9 protein-coding genes are annotated in these 11975 nt (G+C 75.0%); 3 read left to right on the top strand and 6 right to left on the bottom strand.

Annotated elements, in window-relative coordinates:
* Positions 1-339 precede the first annotated feature (339 nt).
* The 5 genes from ACFVFS_RS33660 to ACFVFS_RS33640 all read right to left on the bottom strand — a co-directional run bounded on the left by ACFVFS_RS33660 (position 340) and on the right by ACFVFS_RS33640 (position 5932).
* Positions 340-1650: a DUF58 domain-containing protein gene (locus ACFVFS_RS33660; RefSeq protein ID WP_380628670.1), complete on the bottom strand. Its 1311-nt coding sequence runs from the start codon at positions 1648-1650 to the stop codon at positions 340-342.
* A 70-nt stretch (positions 1651-1720) separates the two neighbouring features.
* Positions 1721-2650 carry an AAA family ATPase gene (locus ACFVFS_RS33655; RefSeq protein ID WP_380628672.1) on the bottom strand — a complete coding sequence of 310 codons (930 nt, stop codon included), beginning with the start codon at positions 2648-2650 and terminating at the stop codon, positions 1721-1723.
* Positions 2651-2781: 131 nt separating this feature from the next.
* The gene (locus ACFVFS_RS33650; protein ID WP_380628669.1) at positions 2782-4017 is read right to left on the bottom strand and encodes a DUF4350 domain-containing protein; all 1236 of its coding nucleotides are present in this window, start codon (positions 4015-4017) and stop codon (positions 2782-2784) included.
* The gene (locus tag ACFVFS_RS33645; protein ID WP_380628668.1) at positions 4014-4685 is read right to left on the bottom strand and encodes a DUF4129 domain-containing protein; all 672 of its coding nucleotides are present in this window, start codon (positions 4683-4685) and stop codon (positions 4014-4016) included. The genes ACFVFS_RS33650 and ACFVFS_RS33645 overlap by 4 nt, the downstream gene beginning before the upstream one ends.
* A gap of 5 nt (positions 4686-4690) precedes the next feature.
* Positions 4691-5932 carry a hypothetical protein gene (locus ACFVFS_RS33640; RefSeq protein ID WP_380628667.1) on the bottom strand — a complete coding sequence of 414 codons (1242 nt, stop codon included), beginning with the start codon at positions 5930-5932 and terminating at the stop codon, positions 4691-4693.
* Between the two features lie 287 nt (positions 5933-6219).
* On the opposite strand from ACFVFS_RS33640, the gene mtrA reads away from it, so the two are divergent.
* The 3 genes from mtrA to ACFVFS_RS33625 are packed head-to-tail and all read left to right on the top strand — an operon-like array spanning position 6220 to position 10907.
* Positions 6220-6897 carry an MtrAB system response regulator MtrA gene (gene mtrA, locus ACFVFS_RS33635; protein ID WP_030247322.1) on the top strand — a complete coding sequence of 226 codons (678 nt, stop codon included), beginning with the start codon at positions 6220-6222 and terminating at the stop codon, positions 6895-6897.
* A 1-nt stretch (position 6898) separates the two neighbouring features.
* Positions 6899-9037 carry an MtrAB system histidine kinase MtrB gene (gene mtrB, locus ACFVFS_RS33630; RefSeq protein ID WP_380628666.1) on the top strand — a complete coding sequence of 713 codons (2139 nt, stop codon included), beginning with the start codon at positions 6899-6901 and terminating at the stop codon, positions 9035-9037.
* Complete coding sequence (locus ACFVFS_RS33625) at positions 9012-10907, top strand: LpqB family beta-propeller domain-containing protein (protein ID WP_380628665.1); 1896 nt, start codon at positions 9012-9014, stop codon at positions 10905-10907. Before mtrB ends, ACFVFS_RS33625 begins: the two co-directional genes overlap by 26 nt.
* Here ACFVFS_RS33625 and ACFVFS_RS33620 read toward each other — a convergent pair.
* Positions 10895-11638, bottom strand: coding sequence for a ComF family protein (locus ACFVFS_RS33620; RefSeq protein WP_380628664.1), 744 nt, complete (start codon positions 11636-11638; stop codon positions 10895-10897). The two genes, ACFVFS_RS33625 and ACFVFS_RS33620, sit on opposite strands and share 13 nt — an antisense overlap.
* Positions 11639-11975 lie beyond the last annotated feature (337 nt).

Raw genomic sequence — 11975 nt, 5'->3', positions numbered from 1 at the left:
CTGCAGGGGGGACCCTGTGGGAGAGTAGGACGCCGCCGAACAATCTTTGTGGAGAACCCCCGCCGGGGATACCGGCGGGGGTTCTTTGCGTTTCCGACCACCTACCCATTGCACACCTACTGCGCCGAATGGCGAATGCCCCGGCGCGCGCGGATGGCCGGCCCGGCCCGCCTGGAGGCATTTCCCCGGAGCCCCGAGGAAGGCCGTCAAGGGTCCTGCAAGACGTCGGCAGGACGCCGGGGTGGGGGAGGTCGAGTGATCCCTGAACGGTACTCAAAAGCCCCGTCACCGGTCCGGTGACGGGGCTTTCCCCTTTTCCTCGGCCTGCTCCGGGCTCTGTCAGAGGCGGCCGGCGGCCTTGAGGGCGAGGTAGGTGTCGGCCAGGGCGGGGGCGACGGAGGTGGGCGGGGCGTCGATGACGGTGACGCCGGCGCGGGTGAGGCGGTCGGCGGTGAGGCGGCGGTCGGCGCGGGTCTGTTCGGCGGCCGCGGCGCCGTAGACGGCCTCGACGGTGCCGCGGCCGGCGGCGAGCTCGTCGAGGTGGGGGTCGGAGACGGAGGCGAGGACCACCTCGTGGCGCTTGGTCAGCATCGGGAGCAGGGGAAGCAGGCCGTCCTCCACCGGGGCCGCGTCGAGGCCGGTGAGCAGGACGATCAGCGAGCGGTGCGGCGCCATCTTGAGCGCGGTGGCGACCAGCGAGCGCATGTCGGTCTCGTGGAGGGCGGGCTCAAGGACGGCCATCGCGTTGGTGAAGGCCGGCAGGATCTCGTTCGGGGAGCGGCCGGCCACCGAGACGCGCTTGCGCAGGTCGTGGGCGAGCAGGTCGACCCGGTCGCCGGCCTTGGTGGCGAGAGCGGTGAGCAGGAGCGCGGCGTCGAGCGAGGCGTCCAGGCGGGGTGCGTCGCCGACCCGGCCGGCCGAGGTGCGGCCGGTGTCGAGGACGACCAGGATGTGCCGGTCGCGCTCGGGGCGCCAGGTGCGGACGGCGACGGTGTGGCGGCGGGCGCTGGCCCGCCAGTCGATGGAGCGGACGTCGTCGCCGGGCAGGTACTCGCGCAGCGAGTCGAACTCGGTGCCCTGGCCACGGGTCAGGACGGAGGTCCGGCCGTCGAGTTCGCGCAGCCGGGCGAGCCGGGAGGGCAGGTGCTTGCGGCTGGCGAACGGGGGCAGGGCGCGGACGGTCCAGGGGACGAGGTGCGAGCCCTGACGGCCGGCCAGGCCGAGCGGGCCCAGGGAACGGACCGTCACCTTGTGGGCGTGGTGGTCCCCGCGCCGGGTCGGGGTGAGGACGGTGACGGCACGGCGCCGCTCGTGGCCGGGCACGCGCAGGGTGTGCCGGGAGGCGGCGGTCTCGGTGCCGGGCCGCCAGGCGGACGGGGCCCAGGCGTCGCGGATCCGGGCGCGCAGGGGGCGTCCGGCCGGGTTGGTGACGGTCAGTTCGACCGCGGCGGGCTCGCCGAGCCGCACCGTGGTGTCGCCGCCCCGGGTGATCCGCAGACTGCGGACGGGGGCGGCGAGCACCAGATCGATGACGACGCCGAGCAGGACCGCACCCGTGACGGCGCCGATCCCGGCCCAGGAGGGCAGCAGCAGGCCCGTGACGAGGGCGCCGAGCGCGGCGAGCAGGGCGGTTCGCCCGGTGAGGGCCATGCGGTGCGTTCCTTCGTCGGGACCGGGGGTGAGCCGGCCGGAGGGGCGAGCGGGCGCGGCGGGGGTGGGTTCAGCGCGGGGCGGGCGTCTGGGCGAGCACCGCCTGGATGACGGAGTCGGCGGTGACGCCCTCCATCTCGGCCTCCGCACGCAGTGCGACGCGGTGCCGAAGGGTGGGCAGGGCGAGTGCCTTGACGTCGTCGGGGGTGACGTAGTCGCGTCCGGCCAGCCAGGCCCAGGCGCGGGAGGCGGCGAGCAGGGCGGTGGCACCGCGGGGGGAGACGCCGATGGAGAGCGAGGGCGACTGCCGGGTGGCCCGGCAGAGGTCGACGATGTAGGCGAGGACCTCGGGGGAGACGGTCAGCCGGGCGATCTGCTCGCGGGCGGCGGCGAGGTGCTCCGGTCCGGCGACCGGGCGGACGCCGGCGCCGACGAGGTCGCGGGGGTCGAAGCCGGCGGCGTGCCGGGCGAGGACCTGGAACTCCTGGTCGCGGTCGGGCAGCGGGAGGATCAGCTTCAGCAGGAAGCGGTCGAGCTGGGCCTCGGGCAGCGGGTAGGTGCCCTCGTACTCCACGGGGTTCTGGGTCGCGGCGACCAGGAACGGCACCGGCAGGGGGCGGGGTTCGCCGTCGACGGTGACCTGCCGCTCCTCCATGGCCTCCAGCAGGGCGGCCTGGGTCTTCGGCGGGGTGCGGTTGATCTCGTCGGCCAGCAGCAGGTTGGTGAAGACCGGGCCGGGCTGGAAGGAGAACTCGGCGGTGCGGGCGTCGTAGACCAGCGAGCCGGTGACGTCGCCGGGCATGAGGTCGGGGGTGAACTGGATGCGCTTGGTCTCCAGGCTGAGCGCGGTGGAGAGGGTGCGGATCAGCAGGGTCTTGGCCACGCCGGGGACGCCTTCGAGCAGCACGTGCCCGCCGCAGAGCAGGGCGACGACGAGGCCGGTGACGGCGGCGTCCTGGCCGACGACCGCCTTGGCGATCTCGGCGCGCAGGGCGGTCAGCGCCTCGCGCGGGTCGCCGACCCGGGGGCCGCCGGGCGCGGCGGGGCCGGGGACGGCGGTGTCGGAGGTGGTGCCGGGGGTGGCGGGTGCCGTGCCGGGGGTGATGCGGAGCTGGGTGGTGGCCTTCTCGGTCACGGCTTCCGTACCTGCCTTTCGAGGGCGTCGAGGTCGTCGGCGAGCCGCAGCAGCGCGGCGTCGTCGGTCGGGGGCGGGCCGTACAGGAGGGCCCGTACGTCCCCGGCGGACCGCTCGGGGAGGCGGTCGGCGACGGCCGCGCAGAGAGCGGTGGGGTCGGGCGCGCCGGCCGCGGTCGGGACGCCGAGGGCCGGGGCGACGCGGTGCGCGGTGGCGCGGCGCAGGACGTCGGCGGCGCGGCCGCGGGCCTTCGCGCGGCGGTAGAGGCGGGCGCGGCCCTCGGTGGTCTCGGAGGCGCGGACCACTACGGGCAGGTTCTCGCTGACGACCGGGCCGAGGCGCCGGGCACGCCAGAGCGCGGCCAGCACGACGGCGACGGCCAGCTGGACGGCGGCCCAGGTCCAGCCCTCGGGGATGAAGTCCCGGAAGCTCTTCCGGCCGCCCTCGGCGACCGGGGCGGTGTAGTCGGGCAGGTGCCAGGCGACGTGCGGCTGGGCGCCGAGCAGGCCGAGGCCGAGGGCGGCGTTGCCGTCCTTCTTGAGCAGTTCGTTGGTGAGGAACTCGCCGCTGCCGAGGACCACGACGTCGGTGCCGCGGCCGGTGGGGACGGTGACGAGGGGGTAGCCGTGGCCGCGCGGGTAGCAGCCCTCGCCGCGGCTGCCGGCGGTGTAGAGCAGGCCGCCGACGTGGGCGCTGCCGGCCCGGACGGCCTCCGGCAGGGAGCAGCCGGGGTCGGTGCTGCGGACGCGGGCGTAGGGGACGCCGCCGTTCTCGTCGGACAGCCGGACGCCGGGGGCGAGCGCGCTGAGGGCGGTGGGGCCGGGGGAGACGAGGACCAGCCGGGCGGGCCGGGCGGCGGCGACGGCGGCCAGCTGCTCGGGGGTGAGCAGGTCGGGCTCGGGCAGGACGAGGGTGGCGGCGCCGGCGGGGCGGGCTGCGGGGTCGGTGACGGGGTCGACCTTGAGGCCCTGGCGCTGCAGCAGGGCGACCACGGCGTGGCTGCCGGTGGCGTCGTAGGAGCGCGGGTCGAGCGGCGGGTACCGGCGGTCCCCGTTGACGGCGGCCAGGACGACGGCGGCGAGCAGGGCGAGGACGGCGGTGAGCAGGTACCAGCGGGCGCGCCGCCACAGGCCGCGGCCGGTGGGGGCGAGGCTGGTGGCGGCCGGGGCGGGCCCGGGTGCGGGTGCCGAGGGGGGCGGCGCCGTCGGCGGGGCGGGGGTGGCGCTGGTCATGCGGTTCCTCCGGCGGCCGTGGCGAGGACCGGGCGGGCGCGTTCGAGGGTCCGGTCGAGGTCGCGCAGCAGCTGGTAGGCGGCCTGGTCGGCGGTGCGCTCGCCGTAGGCGATGTCGTCGAAGGCGCGGGCGGCCGCGAGGAGCGCGGCGGCGTGGTCGGGCAGCGCCCGGCCGGCCTCGGCGGCGGCCTCGTCGGCGGTGCGGCCGGGGCGGGGGTCGAGCAGGGTGCGTTCCTCCAGGCCGCGGACCAGGGCGCGCATCTGCTCGCGGACGGCCTCCGTCCAGCGGCCGTCGGCGGCGTGCCGCTCGGCGTCGGCCCGGTGCTCGGCGGCGCTGCGCGGGCCGGTGCCGCCGAAGACGCCGAGGTCGGTGCGGGCGGCACGCTTGGGCGCGCCGAGCCGCCACCAGAGGGCGGCGCCGATCACCAGGGCGACCACCAGGAAGAGGATCAGCCCGGTGGTGCCGGTGGTGCCGCCGCCGGCGAGCGCGCCGAGGGCGTCGTCGACCCGGTCCAGGATCCAGTTGACGACCCGTTCCTGGATGCTCGGGTCGTGGCGGTGGTAGTCGGCCTTGACCAGCTCGTCGCGGGCCGCGTCACGGGCCGCGTCGCGCGGTGTCGTGACCGGGGCCCCTCCCGCGAGCACGACGATCTCCCCCCAGGTCGCCATCGGGCTCAGAGGCCTGTCGGGGCGGGGCCGGCCTGGCCGCCCCAGCCGCTGCCGCCGTACTCGGGCAGGCCGGCGGCGCGGGCGAGCTCGATGTCGAGGGCCTCGCGGCGGATCCGCTGGTCGACGTAGAGCAGCACGCCGATGGTGGCGGTGAAGGGGAGCGTGATGGTGGAGGAGAGGATGCCGCCGATGGCGACGGTGACCAGCATGGCGGTGGGCATCGTGGCGGTGCCGCCGGAGTCGAGCTGGGAGGTGAAGTCGCCCCAGCCCAGCACCATGCCGGCGACCGTGAACGGCGTGCTGATCACGCTGGAGACGATCCAGGCGATCACCGTGCTGAGCAGGGTGATGCCGAAGATCCGCCACCAGGAGCGGCGGACCAGGCGGCGGGAGCGGGAGAGGGCGGCGATGACGCCCTGCTTCTCCAGCATGAGCGCGGGCGCGGCCAGGCTGAGCTGGATCCCGAGCCAGCAGACGACGGGCAGGCTGAGCAGGCCCACGAGGACGAGCAGGGCGGTGATCCCCGGTTCCTCGGCCCCGGCGACCGCGTAGCCGATCAGCGGGGCGAAGGCCAGCAGGACGATGCCGAAGAGGATCAGGCCGTTCAGCAGGGTGAGGCCGACGAGCTGGAGCGTCCGGGGCCGGGCGTCGCGCCAGGCCTCCTTGAGCGTGACGGTCTGCCCGAGGATGGCGCGGCTGACCACCATGGTCAGCAGGGCGGAGGCGATCACGCCGAGCAGCCAGGCGAGCGGCAGGCTGACCAGGGAGGTCAGCACCGGGGTGAGCTCCGCCGTGTCGCCCTGGACGGCGAGCTGGGCGCCGAGCGCGACGCCCTGCTGGACCACGGCCACGCCGAAGGAGAGGCCGAGGGCGACCCGCCAGTGCTTGCGGACGGTGGACACGGCGCCGTCGAGGATCTCGCCGAGGCCGAGCGGGCGCAGCGGGATGACACCGGGCTTGGGGCTGGGCGGTGCGCCCCAGCCGTACTGCCCGCCGGGCGGCCCGTACGGCGGCGGCTGCTGGCCGTACGGCGGCTGCTGCCCGTACAGGGGCTGCTGGCCGAACGGAGGCTGCTGCTGCCCGTACGGGGGCTGCGGGGCGCCGGGCGCGGTGCCCCAGGCGGGCGGGGCGTCGTGGGGTGGTGCCGACGGGCCGGGCACGGTGGCGGGTGCGTCGGCCGGGGGCCGGGCACCGTCGCGGGACGGCTCGGACGAGCCGGGCGAGGCCCAGCCCGGGGTGTCGGTCATCACTGCTCCTCGGAGGGCGTCAGGGTGTCGCGGTGCCGGGTGGATCTTCACCCGGGCGCAGCGCCCATCGTGTCATGGTGGTCGGACGCGCCCCAGGGGGATCCGGTTGCTGAACGGCAACGGCCGCTCCATGGACGGCCGGTGGGTGCTCAGGGAGGTTCCGGGGGCCTTCGGGGCCGGAACTTTCACCCGGTATGGCCGGAATTCGCCGGGCCTCCAGTTGGCCGTTCTGGAGCAATGGGACTGCTGTGCGGCAGGTCACAATCCGGTAATGAGAGGATGGACCCATGAAGGGACGCGTCCTCGTCGTTGATGACGACTCCGCACTGGCCGAGATGCTCGGCATCGTGCTGCGTGGTGAGGGTTTTGAGCCGTTTTTCGTCGCGGATGGGGACAGGGCGCTAGCGGCGTTCCGGGAGACCAAGCCGGACCTGGTCCTGCTCGACCTCATGCTGCCCGGCCGCGACGGCATCGACGTCTGCCGGCAGATCCGGGCGGAGTCCGGGATCCCGATCGTCATGCTGACGGCCAAGACCGACACGGTGGATGTCGTGGTGGGTCTGGAGTCGGGTGCCGATGACTACGTGACCAAGCCGTTCAAGCCCAAGGAACTGGTGGCCCGGGTGCGCGCCCGGCTGCGCCGCGCCGAGGAGCCGACCCCGGAGCAGCTGACCATCGGCGATCTGGTGATCGACGTGGCCGGTCACTCGGTGAAGCGGGACGGCCGGGGCATCCCGCTGACCCCGCTGGAGTTCGACCTGCTGGTCGCGCTGGCCCGCAAGCCCTGGCAGGTGTTCACCCGCGAGGTGCTGCTGGAGCAGGTCTGGGGCTACCGGCACGCGGCGGACACCCGGCTGGTGAACGTCCATGTGCAGCGCCTGCGCTCCAAGATCGAGAAGGATCCGGAGCGCCCCGAGATCGTGGTGACCGTCCGCGGCGTCGGCTACAAGGCCGGGCCCAGCTGACGTGAGCGACCAGTCCGACGAGACCCCGGCGGGTGCCGCGACCGACGGGGGCGGCTCCGCCGTGCGCGGGGACGTGCTGAGTTCGACCGTCCGCAGCCGCCGGCGGCGCGGGGCCGCCCTGTTCGCGCCGGTGACCCGCCAGCTGCGCCGCCCCGTGCACCGGGTCGCGGCGCTGTACCGGCGCTCGATCCAGCTGCGGGTGGTGGCGGCGACCCTGCTGCTGTCGGTCCTGGTGGTGATGGTGCTGGGTGTCGTCGTGGTGGCGCAGGTGCGCACCGGGCTGCTGGACACCAAGCGGGCCGCGGCGCGCGACCAGGCGATCGCGGGCTTCCAGACCGAGATCAAGAAGATCGACGAGGCGAAGGACCTGCGGCTGCGGACCGGCGTGGCCGCCGACCCGAGCACCGAGGAGCCCGGCACCTGGCTGCTGCGGCAGGTCGGCGAGCTGGCGGCCAGCGGGCAGAACGTCTACTCGGTGATCGCGATGCTGCCGAGCACCGGTCAGACGGTGCAGCCGGACCGGACCAGCCTCGGTCCGCGCTACTCGGGCGACATCTCGCCGGACAGCGTCCCGGCCGCGCTGAAGGCGCGGGTCTCGCAGGAGGCCGGCCAGACCTTCAGCCAGCCCACCCGGATCCAGCGGTCGGACAGCGCCGGCAAGACCGAGCCCGGCCTGGTCTTCGGGCAGCAGTTCGTCGGCCCGGACGGCACCGGCTACCAGCTGTACTACGTCTTCTCCTTCGGCCAGGAGACCAAGACCCTCAACCTGATCACCGGCACCCTGGCGACCGCCGGCGTGTTCGTGGTGATCATGATGGGCGGCATCGCCTGGCTGGTGGTGCGCCAGGTGGTGACCCCGGTCCGGATGGCCGCCGGGATCTCCGAGCGGCTGGCCGCCGGGCACCTGGAGGAGCGGATGAAGGTCACCGGCACGGACGACATCGCCCGCCTCGGTGAATCGTTCAACCGGATGGCCAACGCGCTGCAGGCGCAGATCCGCCAGCTGGAGGAGCTGTCCCGGGTGCAGCGGCGCTTCGTCTCGGACGTCTCGCACGAGCTGCGCACCCCGCTGACCACGGTCCGGATGGCCGCCGACCTCATCTACGACAGCCGCGAGGACCTGGACCCGATGGCGGCCCGGTCCGCCGAGCTGCTCCAGGGGCAGCTGGACCGCTTCGAGTCGCTGCTCGCCGACCTGCTGGAGATCAGCCGGTTCGACGCGGGCGCGGCCGTCCTGGACGCCGAGCCGGTGGACCTGCGCGAGATCGTCGGCCGGGTGGTCGAGGCCGCCGATCCGCTGGCGCAGGCCAAGGGCAGCGCGGTGGTGATCCGCGGCGACGGCGAGCCGGTGGTGGCCGAGGTCGACTCCCGGCGGATCGAGCGCATCCTGCGCAACCTGGTGGTCAACGCGCTGGAGCACGGCGAGGGCCGGGACGTCGTGGTCCGGCTGGGCTCGCAGGACGGCGCGGTCGCGGTCGGCGTGCGCGACTACGGCATCGGCCTCAAGCCGGGCGAGGCGTCCCGGGTGTTCCACCGCTTCTGGCGGGCCGACCCGTCCCGGGTGCGGACCACCGGCGGCACCGGGCTGGGCCTGTCCATCGCGGTCGAGGACGCGCATCTGCACGGCGGCTGGCTCCAGGCCTGGGGCGAGCCGGGCGGCGGCTCGCACTTCCGGCTCACCCTGCCGCGCACCCGCGGCGGCGAGATCAGCCGGGCGCCGTTCCGGCTGGAGCCGGAGGACTCGCGCAACAACCGGGGGCTGGGCACCTACGGCACGCCGTACCGGCGGGCGATCCGCCCGGCGGGCTCGACCGCGCTGAGCGCGGCCGAGGACCCGGCCGTCCCGGAGACCCCGGAGGCCTCCGGGCCCGGCTTCGGCAGCGGGCTGGGCGGCGTGCTGAGCATCGGCCCGGGTCTCGGCCGGCGGCTGCCGGACGCCCCGCGGGCCGACCCGTCGGACGTCCTGCCGGCCGGTGCCGGGTACGGTGCGACCGGCGCGCAGGTCATGGTGGACACGGCGCCGGGCCGGCCGTCGGTGGCGCAGCGGTCCGCGCGGCCGGACGGGGCCGCCGGGGTGGACGGCACGGGTGGAACGGACACGGAGGGGTCGCACGGTGCGAAGGACCAGCGGCAGGACTGAGCCGCGGTTGGCCGGGACGGTCGGCGCCCTGCTGGGTGCCCTGCTGGCCGGCGGCTGCGCGGCGATGCCGGATTCCGGGGGCGTCACCAAGATCGAGCTGTCCAAGAGCTCGGCGGACAAGAACCTGCAGGTCAGGGTCTTCCCGGTGGAGCCCGCCAAGGGGGCCGCCCCGCCGGAGCTGCTGGCCGGGTTCCTGGACGCGGTGACCGCCGACGACAACTACGGCACGGCCCGCAAGTACCTGACGCCGGCCGCCGCGGCGCGCTGGAACGCGGAGGCGGGCGTCAAGGTGCTCGGCGGCAAGCCGACCCAGGGCAAGGTGAGCGTGACCGACGCCGACACCGACGTCTCCGTCCCGGTCGACGGCCAGCTGGTGGCCGAGGTGGACGAGCGGCACTCGTACCGGATCCAGGACGCGCGGACGTTCTCGGCCTCCTTCTCGTTCAAGCGCGAGAAGGGCGGCGAGTGGCGGATCGACGAGCTGCCCAACGGGCTGATCCTCAACGAGGTCAACTTCCGCAACAGCTACCGCCAGGTCGACCGGTACTTCTACACGGCGCCGGACCCGTCGGCGCCGACCGCCGCGGCGGCGACCAGCCAGGACGTGCTGATCGCCGACCCGATCTACCTGCGGCGCCGAATAAACCCGCTGGGCTCGGCCGCCGACGCGCTGGTCGCCGGGCCGTCCACCTGGCTGGACCCGGTGGTCCGCTCGGCCTTCCCCGCCGGGGCGAAGGTGACGGGGGTGAGCCTGGACGACAACCGCACCGGGCACGTGTCCGTCGGCGACGTCGACCTGGGCAGCGCCACCACCTGCCGGCGGATGGCCACCCAGCTGCTCTACACGCTCGCCGACCAGGGGACCGGGCAGGTGGACCGGCTGGAGCTCAAGGGGCAGCACGGCGGCCCGAGCTGCATGGCGAGCCGCGGCGACGAGCCCGCGACCGGCCCCGGCGCGCTGGCCGGGCAGATGGCCACCCGGCAGTTCTACCAGCGCGAGGAGAACGGCGTGCTGTACGAGTCGCACGGCGGTGACGTCGCGGGCGAGCCGGTGCAGGGGCCGTTGGGGGACCCGCAGCAGTCCGGCAAGCGGCTGGGCCCGATCGCGGTGGCCCGGGACGTCGAGCGTGCCGCGGCGATCAGCGGGGACGGCCACCAGCTCTACATCGTCCCGTTCGTGGAGGGCATGGCGGCGATGCCGCAGCCGGTGGTGACCACCCCGAACCGCCCGGAGGCGAAGGGGGGCGACGGGCTGACCTCGCCGACCTGGGACGGTCGGGGCGACCTCTACGTGGTGGACCGCGACCCGCAGGGCCAGCGGGTGCTGCTGGTGCGCGAGAAGAAGGTCGTCGAGGTGCCGGTGGTCGGCCTGGACAGCCGCTCGGTGCAGGGCATCAAGGTCTCCTCGGACGGGACCCGGGTGGCCCTGCTGCTCAAGGAGGGCAAGGACAGCAAGGAGCAGAAGCTCTGGCTGGGGCTGGTGGTCCACGGCGGCACCAAGGACGCGCCGACCGCGAAGATCACCGGCCTGCGGCTGGCCAACCCGGTGTTCGAGGAGGTGGCCTCGGTCTCCTGGGCGGAGTCGGACCAGCTGTTGGTGCTGGGCAAGGAGAAGGACAAGCTGCAGCAGCTGCACTACGTCAGCACGGACGGGTCCCAGAACACCGACGCGCGGCTGCAGAGCGGCGGCGAGATGGTCACGGTCGCCGCGTCGGAGTCCCGGGTGAACGGCGGGGGCGGCAGTGCTCCGCTGGTGCCGCCGGTGCTGGCGCTGCAGGGGTCGGACGGCAAGCTGTACCGGCTGGTCAACAACCAGTGGCGGGAGCTGGTGCTGAAGGACCGCTCCTCCTCGTTCATCTACCCGGGCTGACCGCCGGGGCCGGCGGGCCGGTCCGCGCCGGCCGCCGCGACGGTGGCGGCCGCGCGGGGCGGCAGTCCGACGGCGGACAGGGCCCGGGCCGCCTCGGCGAGGCTCGCGCCGGTGGTCACCAGGTCGTCCACCAGGACCGGCCGGAGCGCGGGCGGGCGGTGGCCGAGCGGCCGTACGGTGAGCGCGCCGTGCAGGTTGCGCCGGCGCTCGGCGGCCGGCAGCCCGGCCTGGTCGGCGACCGGGCGGGTGTGGCGCAGCAGCGGGGCGGTGCGGACGTCCAGGCCCTCCCGGCGCAGGGTCCGGGCGGCGGCCTCCGCCAGCCGCAGGGTCGGGTCGTGGCCCCGGGCGCGCACGGCCGCCCGCGCCGAGGGCACCGGGACGAGCAGCAGCGGGGCCTGCCCGGCGTCCGGGCCGAGCGCGGAGCGCACCGCCCCGGCGAGGGTCTCCCCGAGCGGGCCGGCCAGCCGGAGCGCGCCGCGCTCCTTGTGGGCGAGCAGCAGCCGGCGGACCGGGCCGTCGTACGGTGCGGCGGCGTGCGCCCAGGGCAGGGCGCTGGAGGGGCCGGGCCGGGCGGTGGCGAGGATGCGCCGGCAGCCCGGGCACAACTGGCCGCGGTCGGCTCCGCAGCCCGCGCAGGGCGCCGGGAGCAGCACGTCGAGCAGACCGGCCAGGACGTGGGCGAACGGCCCGCGGGCGGACGGTGATTGCGGTGGTGCGGAGGGCGGTGGCACGGCTGCTCCTCCCGGCTCAGGAACGGAGAGTGAGCAAAGAATGCGCCGTACGGGGGGTGTTGTCCAGGTATTTACCTGTGTTTCACTCGCAGGAGGGTAGACAGGGGGCTACAGCTTGACCGCCAAGCCCCATTGGTCCGTCATGCCCGAACTCTCCGCTGGGGAGGCGAAAACTCCGTGTGAGGTGTTCGATGAGCCCCAGGGGGTTTCAACCGTCCCTGGTGGGGAGGAAGTGAGGTGAGGGCCAGTCGTTCCCACCGTTGCCGGTGGGGCGGAGGGCCGGCGAAGGATTTGGCTGGTCCGGCTGGTCTCAGTCCGGTCCGGTAGCACCCGGACC

It is taken from the genome of Kitasatospora sp. NPDC057692, from assembly GCF_042799475.1.
GTDB lineage: Bacteria > Actinomycetota > Actinomycetes > Streptomycetales > Streptomycetaceae > Kitasatospora.
Note: the sequence above shows the minus strand (reverse complement) of the source record. Positions and strands in the feature narration are given on the sequence as shown.

Bases quoted from the DNA above. Each gene is read 5' to 3' on its own strand.
- ACFVFS_RS33660 (WP_380628670.1), bottom strand. From the start codon at position 1,650: ATGGCCCTCACCGGGCGAACCGCCCTGCTCGCCGCGCTCGGCGCCCTC.
- ACFVFS_RS33650 (WP_380628669.1), bottom strand. From the start codon at position 4,017: ATGACCAGCGCCACCCCCGCCCCGCCGACGGCGCCGCCCCCCTCGGCA.
- ACFVFS_RS33645 (WP_380628668.1), bottom strand. From the start codon at position 4,685: ATGGCGACCTGGGGGGAGATCGTCGTGCTCGCGGGAGGGGCCCCGGTC.
- ACFVFS_RS33640 (WP_380628667.1), bottom strand. From the start codon at position 5,932: ATGACCGACACCCCGGGCTGGGCCTCGCCCGGCTCGTCCGAGCCGTCC.
- mtrA (WP_030247322.1), top strand. From the start codon at position 6,220: ATGAAGGGACGCGTCCTCGTCGTTGATGACGACTCCGCACTGGCCGAG.